General features: G+C 41.0%; 14 protein-coding genes. 12 read left to right on the top strand and 2 right to left on the bottom strand.

Annotated features, from left to right (window positions below):
* The first annotated feature begins 28 nt into the window (after positions 1 to 28).
* The 12 genes from CYP05_RS09440 (at position 29) to CYP05_RS09385 (ending at position 12,930) form a co-directional block, all read left to right on the top strand.
* Positions 29 to 1,540, top strand: a complete 1,512-nt coding sequence (locus CYP05_RS09440) for a DKNYY domain-containing protein (RefSeq protein WP_103642744.1) — start codon at positions 29 to 31, stop codon at positions 1,538 to 1,540.
* Positions 1,540 to 2,985 carry a DKNYY domain-containing protein gene (locus CYP05_RS09435; RefSeq protein WP_103642743.1) on the top strand — a complete coding sequence of 482 codons (1,446 nt, stop codon included), beginning with the start codon at positions 1,540 to 1,542 and terminating at the stop codon, positions 2,983 to 2,985. The genes CYP05_RS09440 and CYP05_RS09435 overlap by 1 nt, the downstream gene beginning before the upstream one ends.
* A gap of 126 nt (positions 2,986 to 3,111) precedes the next feature.
* Positions 3,112 to 5,052 (top strand): BCCT family transporter, encoded by a 1,941-nt coding sequence (locus tag CYP05_RS09430; RefSeq protein WP_103642742.1) that lies wholly within the window; start codon positions 3,112 to 3,114, stop codon positions 5,050 to 5,052.
* A 606-nt stretch (positions 5,053 to 5,658) separates the two neighbouring features.
* Positions 5,659 to 6,099 carry a hypothetical protein gene (locus CYP05_RS09425; RefSeq protein WP_103642741.1) on the top strand — a complete coding sequence of 147 codons (441 nt, stop codon included), beginning with the start codon at positions 5,659 to 5,661 and terminating at the stop codon, positions 6,097 to 6,099.
* Positions 6,100 to 6,253: 154 nt separating this feature from the next.
* The gene (locus tag CYP05_RS09420; protein WP_103642740.1) at positions 6,254 to 7,627 is read left to right on the top strand and encodes a sodium-dependent transporter; all 1,374 of its coding nucleotides are present in this window, start codon (positions 6,254 to 6,256) and stop codon (positions 7,625 to 7,627) included.
* Positions 7,628 to 7,630: 3 nt separating this feature from the next.
* Entirely contained in the window at positions 7,631 to 8,743 is a 1,113-nt protein-coding gene (locus tag CYP05_RS09415) for a hypothetical protein (protein ID WP_103642739.1), read from the top strand.
* 8 nt (positions 8,744 to 8,751) lie between these two features.
* Positions 8,752 to 9,954, top strand: coding sequence for a M48 family metallopeptidase (locus CYP05_RS09410; RefSeq protein ID WP_103642738.1), 1,203 nt, complete (start codon positions 8,752 to 8,754; stop codon positions 9,952 to 9,954).
* A complete protein-coding gene (gene prmC, locus CYP05_RS09405) occupies positions 9,944 to 10,756 on the top strand; it encodes a peptide chain release factor N(5)-glutamine methyltransferase (protein WP_103642737.1) in 813 nt (270 codons plus the stop codon). The genes CYP05_RS09410 and prmC overlap by 11 nt, the downstream gene beginning before the upstream one ends.
* 10 nt (positions 10,757 to 10,766) lie before the next feature.
* Complete coding sequence (locus tag CYP05_RS09400; RefSeq protein WP_103579193.1) at positions 10,767 to 11,246, top strand: DUF4149 domain-containing protein; 480 nt, start codon at positions 10,767 to 10,769, stop codon at positions 11,244 to 11,246.
* Positions 11,230 to 12,012 (top strand): threonine/serine exporter family protein, encoded by a 783-nt coding sequence (locus CYP05_RS09395; protein ID WP_103642736.1) that lies wholly within the window; start codon positions 11,230 to 11,232, stop codon positions 12,010 to 12,012. The genes CYP05_RS09400 and CYP05_RS09395 overlap by 17 nt, the downstream gene beginning before the upstream one ends.
* A complete protein-coding gene (locus tag CYP05_RS09390) occupies positions 12,005 to 12,520 on the top strand; it encodes a threonine/serine exporter family protein (RefSeq protein WP_103569012.1) in 516 nt (171 codons plus the stop codon). Before CYP05_RS09395 ends, CYP05_RS09390 begins: the two co-directional genes overlap by 8 nt.
* 20 nt (positions 12,521 to 12,540) lie before the next feature.
* Positions 12,541 to 12,930 (top strand): YbgC/FadM family acyl-CoA thioesterase, encoded by a 390-nt coding sequence (locus CYP05_RS09385; RefSeq protein WP_103642735.1) that lies wholly within the window; start codon positions 12,541 to 12,543, stop codon positions 12,928 to 12,930.
* Positions 12,931 to 12,942: 12 nt separating this feature from the next.
* Here the strand turns inward: CYP05_RS09385 and CYP05_RS09380 are convergent, their stop codons facing one another.
* Entirely contained in the window at positions 12,943 to 14,223 is a 1,281-nt protein-coding gene (locus CYP05_RS09380) for a hypothetical protein (RefSeq protein WP_103642734.1), read from the bottom strand.
* Positions 14,220 to 14,775, bottom strand: a 556-nt coding sequence (locus tag CYP05_RS09375) for a uracil-DNA glycosylase family protein (RefSeq protein ID WP_103642733.1), incomplete at its 5' end; no start/stop codon positions are given. The genes CYP05_RS09380 and CYP05_RS09375, both read right to left, overlap by 4 nt.

Below are 14,775 nucleotides of genomic sequence, written 5' to 3'. Positions count from 1 at the left end.
CGCTAAATTTGTTTGAAACGAGGCTAAAATGTTAAAAAAACATCCGCTAATCTCTGTAGTGATCGCTATTGTTGTGATATTTTTTGCTGTCTATTTTTTTATCTTTGGGTTAGTTTCTATTTTAGATGACGACATTGGCGATAGTAAAGAGCTAAATAATAGCTTTTTTTACGTCAAAGACGACAAGGTCTATGCCATGGTGCCAAGTGGTGGTAAATTTGAGCTAATAGGCGTGAAAGCCAGCAAATTTAGATACATCGACACTGGCAAATACGACAACAGAAACGTTGGCGCTAGCGATGAGGCGGTATATTGCGGTAATCTCGTGATGAGCGGGCTTGATCCAAATGGCGTTAGAGCGCTTGGCAATGGCTATTTTGGCGATGGCAAGATCACATATTTTTGCGATAGCGTAAGCGAGACAAACTTCGAAATATCCGCACTTAAAGAGTTTTGGGATATCTTCTCACATAAAATGTTTAACACTCCAAAAGCGCAAACTCATATCTATAAATTTAGACAAGTTGATAACGCAAATTTAGCAGCGATCTTGGGCTTTGGCTACGCAAGCGACGGCGTGAAGGTCTATCATGAGGGCAAAGAGCTAGAGGGCGCAAACGCCAGCAAAATGCGTTATATCGAGCAGGTATCTGGCAGAAAGAGCGTGCATTTTACGACTGATGGGGAAAATGTCTATTATGACAGCACAAAACTAGGGATCAAATTTAGCCCGCAAATGCGTGATATCGGCGAAATATGGCGCATTCACTACCTTTATGAGCCAAATTCTGGCATGGTCTATGCAAACGATCATGAATTTGACCCAAAATTTGCCCCATACGAGCCACTTTTTAACCTAAAAGATGAGCACTCCTATCACGCTCTTTTTCGCGGTAAAGGCGGGATCTATCACTGGGAGCGAAAGTGGCAGTGGTATAACAGCATAGATGAGGGCGAGTTTGTAAGGGACGGAGATGATCCATTTAAAGGCGAGATAACGCCGCTATATGGCGATGTGGTGATAAGTGATGGCAAGACATATTTTTTAAAAACCTATGAAATTTGGCACAACACAAAAAGGGACCACAGCCTAAGCTCACGCCACACGTCTATCGTAAGGCTTGATACAAAAGAGCAGTGGCGAAAGATCGGTCTTGTTAGAAACGATGGCTATGGAGCAGTATATGCAAACGGCGATAAGACATATTATTTTGATAATGTCGGCTACGGCTGGCGTTTTAACAGCAGCATTTATGATATAAACGACCTTGGTGTGGTTGAAATTCTCACTCGTCCTTATGGCCCAAATGTTGAGAATTTAAAACTTGATGAGATAGTAAAAATGGTAGATCAAGGCGCTATTGTGCCAGCTGAGGGCGAGGTGGTGATCGATGCGATAAGCGACTTTGATGATTACTCGCAAAAATATGCCTACTGGATATTTTTAGCCATTGCATTTGTGGCCTCGGTAGTTGGCGCTATTTTTAAAAATAAAAAGCAAAAAAGTGAGCTTAAAAAAAGGGTGGATGACTATAGATAATGAGAAAAATTACTATTAGATTTGTTTATTTTTTAGTTATCTTGACGCTATTTTTTGTTTTGGCGATGCTTTATCTACGGCATGAGGGCGAGTATCAAAGAAGCTTTGCAAACATTGATAATAGCGAGTTTTACCGCTCGCCTGAGGGTAAAATTTACGTTCAAATTTCAGGTAGTGGCAAGTATGAGCTAAAAGGCGTCGATGAGGCTAGTTTTAGGGTCTTAAAGCTAAAACATGCATACGACTACTCAAACGTGGCAGCTGATAAAAATCATGTCTATTGCGCTAGGGAAATTTTGCCAGGACTTGATCCAAAAAGCACCAAAGTGCTTGGCAATGGCTACATAAGTGATGGCAAGATAAGCTATTATTGCGGCACTAGAAGCGAGAAAGAGGCGGGATTTAGCGAATTTAGTGCCATTATGAAAAACCTTGTTCACGTTTTTATAAAAAGCTACGATGATAGCCCTTATTTTTACAGGACAAAAAGGGTAGAAAGCGCAAATTTAGAGCCTATCTTTGACGCTGGTTTTGCAAGAGACGGAGCTACGCTTTACTATAAGGGCGAAAAGCTTGACGCAGATCCTAGTGAGCTAAGATACATCACGACAGAAAGCGGCGCTGCTAGTGGGTATTACACAGATGGCAAAAGCTTGTTTATGGGCTTTTATAGGCTTGATGCAAGCTATTCAGATGAGACGCGCCGGATATGCTATGACCCAAAACATGATATAGAATATCTTTTTGAGCCAAAAAGTGGGGCTGTGTTTGCAAATGAGCATAAATTTAGCGCTCAAAATATGCCTTATAGCGCCATTTATAGCGTGGATAATGTGCATTCGTTTTGGCCTCTTTTTGCCAGCAAAGATGGAATTTACTTTTGGGATGGCAGTAAAAACGAGCAGGCTAAAATTTCAGACTACCAGCTAAAAGGCGAGCTAAAAAGGCTCTATGCTGACGTTTTTGTAGATGAAATTTCAGCCTATTTTTTACAGCAAGGCGAAGAGTGGCAGCGCTCAAAGCACGGCAGACACTTGGTGGCACAAACTGTCTCTTTATATAAATTTGCCCCAAGCTCATCTTGGCGCGAGATAGGACTGGTAAAAGATGGAGAGTATGGCGCGGTCTATGCAAACGGCGATAAGGTCTATTTTTTTAGCAACATAAAGCCATTTTATGGCATCAAACATAGCGTTTATGAGGTGGCAGATCTTAGCGTCATAGAAATTTTAACAAGGCCGTCTAAAGAGCTTAGCGCAAAAGATGTTAGCCAGATGATAAAGCGTGGCGAGCTAGTGGAGGCAAGCGGCGAAGAGGTCGCAAGGTCGAGGGTAGAGTTTGACTCGCCAAAGATCATCTTGTATATCACATTTGGCATCGCTTTTGTCGTCATAGTGCTAACAACTCTTGCAAAACCAAAGAGAGATGAAAGAGACTTGAGATAAATTTCAAAGTGGCTATTTTTGGTGGCTAAAGCTTAAAATTTCATAAAAAATTTAAAGATAAAATTTGACCTATTTACTCTTTTTTGTTAGTTTGAAAAGAAGCTGACATTACAAAAAGGAGGAAAAATGATCAAATTTCAAAGGTCAAAATTTAACAATTCAGTATTTATCCCATCGCTTATTGTCATAGTTTTAATAACAGCATTTGCAGCGATATTTCCAAATTTCTCAAATGAATTTTTTAAGGGCATGCAAGATTACATTTCGGCAAAATTTGGCTGGTTTTACATCCTAGCCGTTGCCGTCATACTTCTTAGCGTCATCATCCTTGGCTTTAGCAAGCTTGGCGAGATCAAACTAGGAGCCGATCACGTAAAGCCAGAGCACAAAAATATCTCGTGGTTTTCTATGCTTTTTGCCGCTGGCATGGGCATAGGTCTAGTATTTTTTGGTGTGGCTGAGCCGCTCATGCACTATCTAAACCCACCAGTTGGCGACCCGCAAAGTGTCGCTGCAGCAAAGCTTGCGATGAATATCACGTTCTTTCACTGGGGCATGGGCGCTTGGTCAGTTTATGCTATCGTGGCGTTAATACTTGCTTTTTTCTCGTATAGGCACGGCTTGCCACTCACGCTTAGATCGGCGTTTTATCCGATCATTGGCGATAAAATTTATGGCAAGATTGGCAATGCTATCGATACATTTGCCGTCGTGGCGACGCTTTTTGGCGTGGCGACCTCGCTGGGATATGGCGTACTTCAGGTAAATGCGGGTCTTACGCACGTTTTTGGGCTGCCAACCATGCATATCACGCTTCTTATCGTGCTTTGCTTGGCTGCGACCATCTCAGCGGCAAGTGGCGTGGATAAGGGCATCAAGATCCTATCAAACGCAAATATCGCGCTAGCTATTTGTTTTATGTTTTTGATACTATTTTTAGGCGATACGACGCAGCTTTTAAAGTCGTTTGTGCAAAACAGCGGCGACTACGTCTCTACGCTCATTTCAAACACATTTAATCTCTACGCCTACGAGAAGCAAAATGATAGCTGGCTTGGCGGCTGGACGCTGCTATACTGGTCTTGGTGGCTCTCTTGGTCGCCGTTTGTGGGGCTATTTATCGCTAAAATTTCAAAAGGCAGGACGATAAGAGAATTTGTCGTGGGAGTGCTTTTAGTGCCAACTGGCTTTACATTTGCTTGGATGAGCTTCTTTGGCAACTCAGCGATCTCGCTCGTGCAAAATGGCTTTAGTCAGCTAGCAACCACGGTAAATTCTGACTCAGCCTCAGCGCTATTTATGTTTTTAGAAAAATTTAGCTTCTCAGGCGTGCTAAGCGTGATCGCAGTCTTTATGATCGTCATATTTTTCGTAACTTCTGCTGACTCAGCAGCGATCGTTATGAACATGCTTTGCTCAAACGGCAAAGACGATACACCAGTTTGGCAAAAGGTCTTTTGGGGCGTTGCAGTGGGCATCGTAGCGGCATTTTTGATGCTAGCTGGCGGACTTGCCTCACTTCAAGCGCTTACTATCACCACGGCGCTGCCATTTGCGATCGTGCTACTTGGCGCTATTTACGGGCTATTTAAGGCCTTGCGTGTGGATCTAACTAAAAAAGAGACAAATAACTTTAGCAACATGCCTCTTAGCGATCTTTCAAAGCCATGGCAAGAGCGCCTAAGTGCGATCATAACGCTTCCAGGCAAGAAAGATGGCAAGAAATTTTTAAACGAAGTCGTGCTAAAAGCCTTTAACGAGCTAAAAGAGGAATTTGCTAAAAACGGCCTTGAAGCAAAGGTCACAAATGGCGAAAATTTTGTAAATTTAAACGTTGGGCTTGGCGATGAGATGGACTTTAGATATGGCGTCTATCTCACCAAAAGCCAGAGCCCAGACTACACCAGAGAGCTTGACGGCGATGATCTTTACTATAGAGCTGAGGTCTATCTAAAAGAGGGCGGTCAGGACTACGACGTGCTTGGCTGGAGCGAAGCCACGCTGATAAATGACGTCATCGAGCAATACCGCAAACACATGCAATTTTTACACGTCGTTAGAGAGTAAAATTGAGTGAAATTTGCCTAGATTTTTAAAATTCTGGGCAAATTTGCAAATTTAATCTAGTTGTTTTTATAAATTTTAAAATTCCACTCACTCGCAAGAATTGACTACTAAAATTTGGCTTCGCTTGCAGCTTAGCTCAAATTTTAGAGCCGAAATTACTCGTTCATGAAATTTTAAAATTTGCCTGATGCTTATCTGGCGTGATAAATAAAATTTTGCCGTAGTTTTTTAACCGCATGCAGTGCGAAGCGCTGGAGCATGCACCTCTAACGTGCGAGGGGTTTAGAGGATTTAAAAAAGGGGGATAAAGGGACGGCTTTGCTTCGCAAGCTCGCAACTGCAAGCAGACCGTAATTCAAGTCCCCTTGTCTCCCTTTTTGATAAATTTATATCTCAAAGTAAATTTTAAAATTCCATTCACTCGCAAGAATTGACTACTAAAATTTGGCTTCGCTTACAGCTTAGCTCAAATTTTAGAGCCGAAATTACTCGTTCATTAAATTTTAAAATTTGCTCGCTAACTTCCACGAAAAATTATAAAACCACCATAAATTTTATATAATCCCTCTTTTATAAAGGCGTAGTGACTTTACAAAAAGGAGGCAAATGAGCCAGAAAAGTCCAGTTTTAAATTTTACTTCAGCTGATGATGAGGTGCTTGCTTTTTTGTCAAATTTGGGGCAAAAATGGCACAAAAGCGATGATGTAGCAAATTTTATAGAGCGAAATTTTACCTTTGTTGGTTCAAAACCGCTTTTGCAAAATTTAAAAGATTATAAAACAGCTGATTATAAAAATTTTGCTGATATTAAAAATTTTCTAAGCTCACTCACAAGCATTCAAAGCAAAATTTTAAGTGGCGAGATAGGCTACGTTGGTGATGGTCTAACTAGCATAGAGCTTAAATTTGCACCTGAATACTTTTATGATTTTTTAAAATTTATGGTTGAAAATGTCCCGCAACATCACTATTTTTGCAGCCCAAAAGAGGGCTGGATATTACTCATTGCGATGGAGGGATATGTAGAATTGGGCGTTTTGCATTAATAGATTTAAAATTATCCTGCAAAGATAAAAATTCCGTCTATAAAAGTCCTAAAATTTAGCAAAAAAGCCAAATTTACACGCAAGTATCGCCTTTTGCTAGCAAAATTTAATCATTTTTTTTATATAATCCAACTTTTTCACAAAGGTAGATAATATGGATAGAAAATCGTGGAGTTCAAGACTTACATATATTTTAGCTGTTGCAGGGGCTACGGTCGGCTTTGGCGCGACGTGGCGGTTTCCTTACTTAGTCGGTCAAAACGGCGGTGGGGCCTATGTTTTGGTATTTTGCATAGCGATGATAGTCATTGGTATTCCTATGATTTTGGTTGAAAACGCCATCGGCAGGCGCCTAAAGTGCAACGCTGTTGATGCATTTGGCGGCACGATAAATGGCAAAAAGATCAGCAAAAAGTGGCAGATAGTCGGCTGGATGGGCCTTGTGGGCGCATTTGGCATCATGGCTTATTATATGGTTATCGGCGGCTGGGTCTTAAACTATATCGCTCAAATTTCATTTGGTTTGCTTGATCTCTCGCACATCGTGAGCTTTGAGCAAACTAGCGCATTTTACGAGCAAAATATCGTCAGCAACCCGCTTGCCATAAGCTTTGCAACCCTTGCCTTCGTGCTTGTAAACTACGCTATCTTGGTGCAAGGTGCGGTTGGAGGCATCGAGCGCTCGGCAAAATATCTAATGCCGCTTCTTTTTATCTTGATGCTAGTCATGATCGCTAAAAACATCACGCTTGGGGGTGCGATGAGTGGTGTGAAATTTTATTTAACGCCTGATTTTTCAAAGATAAGCTTAAAGCTTTTTGTCGAGGTTTTGGGACAGGTTTTCTTTGCGCTTTCGCTTGGATTTGGCGTGATGATAACGCTCTCAAGCTTTGTTAAAAAAGACGAAGGCTTAGTTAAAATTTCTATCATCACAGGTATCTTAAACACCGTCATAGCCGTGCTTGCTGGCTTTATGATATTTCCGTCGCTCTTTAGCTACGGAGTCTCGCCAGATAGCGGTCCTAGCCTAGTTTTCAAGTCGCTTCCGATCGTCTTTTCGCACATGCCTTTTGGCGGGTTTTTCGCGGTTGCGTTTTTCGCGCTTCTTATGATCGCCGCGCTTACGACATCGCTACCGATATATGAAGTGATCATTACTACGCTGCAAGAGAAATTTAAGATAAAACGCAAAAAAGCGATATTTTTAGTGCTTAGCGTCATCTTCGTGCTAGGGAATTTACCATCACTTATGGCTACAAATTTGCTAAGTCATGTGATCATTTTTGGTAAAAATATCTTTGACGCATACGACGCGATAAGTGCTACCATATTTTTCGTGCTGACCTCACTTGGATGTGCGATATTTGTGGGCTGGGTGCTAAAAGATGAAGCGAAAAAAGAGATCTTGCAAGGCAGCGAAAAGTACGCAAAGCTTATAAATATTTGGTTTTTCTATATCAAATTTATCGTGCCTTTTGTTATTTTGGTGCTATTTATCAGTAGTTTTTATGACAACTTTTTGAAGTAGAATATGCGTGAGCTTGTAAATTTTGATAGTGGTGAGCGTTTAGAGCTTGGCGTGGAGGATAAAGCTTTAGTGAGCGTGAGCCAAAAAGGCGGCAAAACAAAGCAGAGCAAAAAAGAATTTGCAAGCGAGACGGAGGCTAAAAAAGCCTGCGTCAAAAAAGAGTGGGAGAGCCTAAAAAAGGGCTTTATCCTGCAAGATAGCGAGGCAAAAGCAGGCGCGGCGAGCCTGCACGTTTATATCGGCGGCGGATATACTGGAGCGCTCTCATTTGCAGGCTTAAAAGATGAAATTTACGTTTATAAAAGTAGCGGTCAAAAAGATGGCGGCAACTCTAGCGATCTTTTGGTGAAGCTTGATAGAAGCGGCGCTATAAAAGAGCAGGTCACCTTGCCAAAGCCGCTTGCGTGGGATGCCCAGTGTGCAAGCGAAAATTTACTTTTAGACCTTGATCATGAAATTTATATTTTTGAGCCAAAAGAGGCCAAATTTCGTGAAATTTTAGCCGAGCAAAATGTCAAGAAAAGTAGCGAGATAGCGAGCTTTATCTGTGCTTCAAATGATGTAGCCGTCTTTGGTATGTTTGGGCAGATTTTTACTTTTTGCGAGGGTAAAATTTCAAAGCTTGGCGAGTATAAATGTGCTACAAAAAGCCACGTGCCGATACTTTGCACAGCTCTTAGTGCGGATGCTAGCATGCTTGCACTTTGCACCAAAGAAAATGAGCTGCAAATTTTAAATGCAAAAAATGGCGAAATTTTAAGCGAGCTAAGAGCAGAATTTGGCGCGCTTGATAAAATTTGCTTTTTGGACGAAAACACGCTTTTGCTTAGGCAGTATCTTGAAAACAAGCTATTTTGCCTTGATATAAAGAGCGCAAAGGTGACAAAGCAGCCATGGATAAAGGACGAGTACCTAAGAGCGAGCGAGTTTTGCATGGAGGCTGGCAAACTTGTTGTGATAGATCAAAGCAGGGGCTACGTTACCGATCTAAAAAGTGGCAACGCGATGGCGGAATTTACGCTAGATCACGTTGTGAAAAACTGCGAGGCTAAATTTATAGATGGCAAGCTCGCAGTTAGAACGGACTATGGTTGCTTTAGTCTTTATGAAATTTAAGGAAGGATATGTTTTATACACTTTTATTTATCTATATTTTTTATGTGATTTTTAAACTTTTTTTGGCGAATTTACAGATCGGCTTTGTAAGGGCGCAGGCCAAAAAAGAGCCAGTCGTGCTTGAAGAGAGCGAATACAAAAACGCCGCAGATGCTGCTGTGACAAATCTAAAATTTGAAATTTTTAGCCTCGTCTATCACGCCGTTATCTTCTTTGCATGGATAAGCTTTGGGCTAAAAATGCTCTCAAATGCTTGCCTAAAAGATGGCACTACGTTTGAAAATATCATCTTTGTGATGAGCTTTTTGCTGATCTCGTCACTGCTTGATCTGCCGCTAAATATCTACGAGAGCTTTGTAAAAGACAAAAAGCTTGGCTTTTCAAATATGAGCGCAAAGATATTTTTAATTGATACTATTAAGTCGCTAGCGCTAATGCTCATTTTTGGCTCGGCTTTCGTCTGGCTCGTGCTTTTATGTATAAATTTTCTTGGCGATTTTTGGTGGTTTTGGGCGTTTTTGCTAAGTTTTGGCATCGCTTTAATTATAAATTTGATATACCCAACGCTCATCGCGCCTATCTTTAACAAGATGTCGCCGCTTGAAGACGGCGAGCTAAAGGGCAAGATAGAGGGCTTACTTGCAAAATGCGGCTTTAAAAGTAGTGGCGTTTTTACGATAGATGCTAGCAAGCGTGACAACCGCTTAAACGCCTATTTTGGCGGACTTGGAGCGACAAAGCGAGTGGTGCTTTTTGACACGCTGATAAAAAAGCTAAGCACCGCAGAGATCGTGGCGGTTTTGGGGCACGAGCTTGGGCACTTTAAGCATAAAGATATCCTAAAAATGATAGCGCTAAGTGCGGTAATGCTATTTTGTCTATTTTTTATCTTTGGAAACGTGAGCACAAGCGCATACGAGGTGATAGGACTAGGGCAAAATGGTGCTAGCATCATCATCTTTTTGGTGCTTTTCTCGCCTATTTTTAGCTTTCTTTTCTCGCCGATCATCTCGCACTTTAGCCGCAAAAATGAATTTGGCGCAGATAGATTTTCAAAAGAAATTTCAAACAAAACTGACATGATAAACGCCCTAACCAAGCTTGGCAGCGAAAACAAAGCATTTCCGAAGTCGCACTGGCTTTACTCATTTGTCTATCACTCGCACCCAAGCCTTTTTGAGCGGATAAATGAGCTAGAAAATGAGAGTTGAAGAGGCTCTAAAAGAAGCAAATTTAAGGCTAAGGCCGCTTTGTGAGAACCCAAGCAGGGTTGCTAAAATTTTGCTCATGAGCTACCTTGATGTGAGCATCGAGTGGATATTTTTAAACCAAAAGAGCGAATTTGATGAGAGCGGCTACTTTGATCTTATAAAACGCTTTGAAAACTATGAGCCGCTTGAATACATTACCGGCAAGGCTGGCTTTTATGGGCTGGAGTTTGAGGTAGAAAGTGGCGTTTTGATACCGCGCCCTGAGACTGAAATTTTAGTTGATAAAGTGCTAGAGATAGCAAGCGGCTACAAAGCGCCAAAGATCGCTGAGATCGGCACTGGCAGCGGGATAATAAGCGTCATGTTAGCTTTAAAAACAAACGCTAAAATAGTAGCCACTGATATAAATGAAAAGGCTCTAAAACTAGCCAAAAAAAATGCGCTGAAATTTAATGTAAGCGATAAGATCGACTTTGTAAAGTGCTCTTATATCGATGAAATTTCTGGTGATATCGACATCTTGGTCTCAAACCCACCTTATATCGCACGAGGCTATAAACTTGATAAATTTGTGATAAATGAGCCGCATGAGGCGCTATTTGGCGGCGAGATCGGGGATGAAATTTTAAAAAATATCATCCTTATCGCTAGAAATCGCGGCATAAAAGATATCGCCTGCGAGATGGGATATGATCAAAGAGCGAGCATGGAGATGGCGCTAAAATTTAATGGCTTCAAAAGCACGTTTTACAAGGACTTGGCGGGCTTTGACAGGGGCTTTTGCGCGAGTTTAAAACTATAAAGGAGAGAGATTGAGAAGTATCTATTTTTTACTATTAGCAGCGGTGATTGGCACTGAGCTAACGCTTGGAATTTTGGTCGCACCAGTCATATTTTTCCCACAAAGCATCATAGGCGAGGGCGTGCTCACGCATTTTATGAGCGGACAGATGATGACAAAGATATTTTTAAAATTTAACTATGTTTTGCTATTTGTAAGCGCATTTGTGGCAGTTAGTGAGCTCTTTGATCTAAGAAAAAAGCTTGCATTTTCGCTAAAATTTAGCACTTTTATGCTCTCGTTTTTAAACTTAGCCCTAGCGCTTAGCTTTGTCTTTATCTTTACACCTTTTATCGTGCAGGCTCAGGGTCTAGGTGCTGATGCGACGCAGACAGCGGAGTTTGCCAAGATGCATAGCGCAAGCGAATATGTAATGAAAGTGATGCTTGTTTTGCAGCTCATTTTGTTTTTTGTGAAATTTAAGATCAGTCAAGATGAACGCCAAGCCTGATATCCAAATCTTAACAAATTTTCTCGCCGAATACACGACAGCTATGGTGAGCGCTGGCACATACACTGCGCGCGTAGAAAAGTGCGTCGACCGCATAGCTAAGCACTACGGCTACGACGTTAGCGTGACCATTTTTGTGAAGTATTTTACCATTAGCGTGATGGACTCGCAGGACAACTCCTTGCGCCGAACTTATGTGAGAAAGATCCCTCTAGGGCAGGTTAGCTTTAACAGAATTTCTGAGCTATCCTCACTTAGCTGGCAAATTTTAGATGAGGGTTTGAGCTTAGATGAAGCTAAAGAGAGCTTTGATGGTGTGATGAGTGTCAGTGCAAATAAATTTGCTAGCTCGCTTATCTTGATAAGCCTTGCAAATGCGGCATTTTGCAGACTTTTTGGAGGCGATGCTGGCTCAGTTGTTTGCATATTTTTTGCAACGCTTGTTGGTTACACTCTTAAATTTGCCCTTGCGAAAATGGGCGTAAATTTAAAGGTTCAATACGTCCTGACATCCTTTGTCGTCTCATTTATCGCCTATCTTGGCGTATCTTACGGGCTTACACATACAAGTGACGTGGCAATAGGCTCGTCTGTGCTCTTTATGATGCCTGGCGTTTTTCTCATAAATTCAGTCTTTGACATCCTAAACGATAACACCCTTGTTGGCATCAGTAGAGCCATAAGCACTGGCATCCTCATACTTTGCATGGCTGTTGGCGTCTATATCACGCTAACGCTTAGCAGTGCGGAGATACTAAATGTTTGAGCTTTTTTGTGAAACGCTTGTAGATGCTGGCTTTGCTGCGGTGGCTGGACTTGGCTTTGCCTATGCTAGCTCGCCTCCAAAAAGAACTCTCATCTTTTGCGCTTTGCTCGCTGCATTTGCGCATGCTAGCCGCTTTTGGATCATGCAGATGGGATTTTTTAACATCAGTGTCGCAACGCTCATCGTCTCTTTTATGAGCGGAATTTTAGGCATGCTCTTTGCCAAACGGCTAAAGGTGCCAGCTGAGATCATCGCATTTCCAGCGCTTTTGCCGATGGTGCCAGGAGTTTTTGCGTATAAGGGCATTTTGGCACTTTTTTCATTTTTAAATGAGACAAGCATCGCTAAGAAAAATGAGTATTTGATCATATTTTTTGATAATGCCATCACGACTACGACGGTCTCGCTAGCCCTAGGTGTGGGCGTTTCGGTGGTGCTTATCTTGTTTTATGATCAATCACTTACAATAACTAGAGGCGCTAAAGGCAAGCCTAGTAAGAGCAAATGAAAATTTAAAGGAGCTTTGCAGTGAAGATAAGAATTTATTACGAAGATACCGATGCAGGCGGCATCGTATATCATACAAACTATATTAAATATTGCGAGCGAGCCAGAAGTGAGGCTTTTTTTGAGGCTGGGCTAAATTTTACAAAAGAGGGCGGATACTTTGTCGTTTCAGCTCTTGAGGCTAAATTTCTTGCTTCAGCCGTGCTTGGCGACGAGGTTTTTGTGAGAACAAAGCTCATAGAGCTTAAAAAGGCAAGCCTTGTTTTAGAGCAAGAAATTTATAAATTTGATGAAAAAGATGTCGAAAAAGTGCTCTTTAAAGCAACTATCACGCTAGCTTTTATGAAAGATGGCAGGCTAGCAAAGATAGATGAGAGCATGAAAGCTTACATAAATGAGGTTAAATTTTAGCAAGCAAAACTGCTAAATTCCGCTTGTGCTGTTTTGCTCCTGCGAATTTACCTCATTAAAGTGATCGCTTTTTGTATCATAAATTTTCACATCATATAAAACTTGTGAGCCCTCAACTCTCTCTGTGAAAATTTTGCTGGCATTTTTGTTTATGAAATTTGTATAGATATACTCCACTCCCAAGGCACTTGAATAGCCTATCTGTGAGTATCTAAAATCAACTCCAAAAAGATCCCCAAGCCCTAGAAAACTCTCATCAAGCGAGTTTAGCGAATTTGCCACAAAGAGGTTTTGTCTATCTCTTTGCGTGATGGCACTAAAGATATTTGGCAAGAAATTTATCTGCGTGCTTAAAAGCGCGTAAGGCTTTATCTCAAAACCTCTCATCTGCGTTGCCACAAGGGAAGCCTTGACGATTGGGATGTTTAAAAAGACGCTTGCGTTATCAAATTTAGACTTTTTGCTTAAAGTGTCGTTTAAATTTATATCTTTGCCAGTGATCGAGCTCTCGTAGTAGTCGCTACTTTGCATGCGCACATACTCATTTAGCTTTTGTGCTAGCGCGCTGCCATCGTCAAAGGCGACTATCTTTTCGTTGGCAAAAGCTAACAGGGCTGAAATTTGAGCTTTGTAATCAACTCCGCCAAAGATCAAATTTGGCTTTGGAGCTGTCACAAAAGAGCTATGAACGCTTGTGATGTAGATGAGTTCGTTTGGCAGGATGAGAGAATTTACTGTGTTTGCGCCATTTTGAGTAAGGGCTGCTATGAAGTAGATAAATCCCTCATTTCTAGCGTTTTGAAGCGCATTTTGAAGGCTAGACAAACTCTCGTCGCTGCTATTTATAAATTTCACTTCGACATTTGCATCTTGCTTTAAGATGTAGCTTAGAATCGCGTTTGACACGACATTTGCGTATGATTTTATGACCTTTTGAGGGATGATGACTGCTATCTTATCGCTTTGCGCAAGCTTTAAAACCATCTCTCCACCAAGTGAAGTATAAAGGCCTAAAAGCGCCTTATCATCTATCTTTGCTGGCTCAAATCTAGCCATAAAGCTAGCTAGCATATCGCTCTTTGCTAGCTCATTTAAGCAAGAGCTATCACAAAATTCTGGCTCTAAATTTATGTAAGTGATCTTTGCTGGCGGTATGCTTGAGAGGCTTTGATTTTTAGTAATGTTGCTTTCAAATTTTGCCTCAGTGATCTCGTCTTGCATCTCGCTTATGGCTTCATTTTGCGCTGCAAAAAGGCTTACAAATATAACTAAAAAAAGAAAAATTCTTTTCATATCACTCCCTTGATTTTTTTCAAATCATCTATAAAATTTTCTTCAAAACTTGGATTTTTGCTGATCCACTCTGGTGAAAAGGTTGGCATTATAAACCTATCATCATCTTTTAAAATGCTCCCTCTTATGCTTGAAAATCCGCCCTTTGAGAGCAAATTTGGATAAAGATGCATGAAAGCTTCCTCTCCTAAAGTGATGATAATTTTTGGCTTAATAAGCCTTATCTCTTCTAAAAGATATGGCCTACAAAGCTCAAAAGAGCGCTCTAGCGCTGGATTTTTCGCGTCACTATTTGAAATTTCACAGCGCAAAAGCGAGCTTATATAAACATTATCTTTTTCTAAATTTAAGCCTTCTTTTATAGTATTTTGCAAAATTTTGCCAGCTGTGCTTTCAAAAAGATCAAATTTTATTGAAAATGCTACAAACATTATCTTGCTATTTTTATCGCCAAAGCCAGTAAAAACGCACTTTGAGCTATTTCTCAAAAAGCAAAGAGAGCACTTTTTTATCTCACTATTTAGCTCGTCTATGCTGTTATAATCTTGATAT

The sequence above is a fragment of the Campylobacter concisus genome (assembly GCF_002913545.1).
Taxonomy (GTDB): Bacteria; Campylobacterota; Campylobacteria; order Campylobacterales; family Campylobacteraceae; genus Campylobacter_A; species Campylobacter_A concisus_AV.
Note: the sequence above shows the minus strand (reverse complement) of the source record. Positions and strands in the feature narration are given on the sequence as shown.

Coding starts and splice junctions, on each gene's coding strand:
- CYP05_RS09440 (WP_103642744.1), top strand. CDS start 29: ATGTTAAAAAAACATCCGCTAATCTCTGTAGTGATCGCTATTGTTGTG.
- CYP05_RS09435 (WP_103642743.1), top strand. CDS start 1,540: ATGAGAAAAATTACTATTAGATTTGTTTATTTTTTAGTTATCTTGACG.
- CYP05_RS09430 (WP_103642742.1), top strand. CDS start 3,112: ATGATCAAATTTCAAAGGTCAAAATTTAACAATTCAGTATTTATCCCA.
- CYP05_RS09425 (WP_103642741.1), top strand. CDS start 5,659: ATGAGCCAGAAAAGTCCAGTTTTAAATTTTACTTCAGCTGATGATGAG.
- CYP05_RS09420 (WP_103642740.1), top strand. CDS start 6,254: ATGGATAGAAAATCGTGGAGTTCAAGACTTACATATATTTTAGCTGTT.
- CYP05_RS09415 (WP_103642739.1), top strand. CDS start 7,631: ATGCGTGAGCTTGTAAATTTTGATAGTGGTGAGCGTTTAGAGCTTGGC.
- CYP05_RS09410 (WP_103642738.1), top strand. CDS start 8,752: ATGTTTTATACACTTTTATTTATCTATATTTTTTATGTGATTTTTAAA.
- prmC (WP_103642737.1), top strand. CDS start 9,944: ATGAGAGTTGAAGAGGCTCTAAAAGAAGCAAATTTAAGGCTAAGGCCG.
- CYP05_RS09395 (WP_103642736.1), top strand. CDS start 11,230: ATGAACGCCAAGCCTGATATCCAAATCTTAACAAATTTTCTCGCCGAA.
- CYP05_RS09390 (WP_103569012.1), top strand. CDS start 12,005: ATGTTTGAGCTTTTTTGTGAAACGCTTGTAGATGCTGGCTTTGCTGCG.
- CYP05_RS09380 (WP_103642734.1), bottom strand. CDS start 14,223: ATGAAAAGAATTTTTCTTTTTTTAGTTATATTTGTAAGCCTTTTTGCA.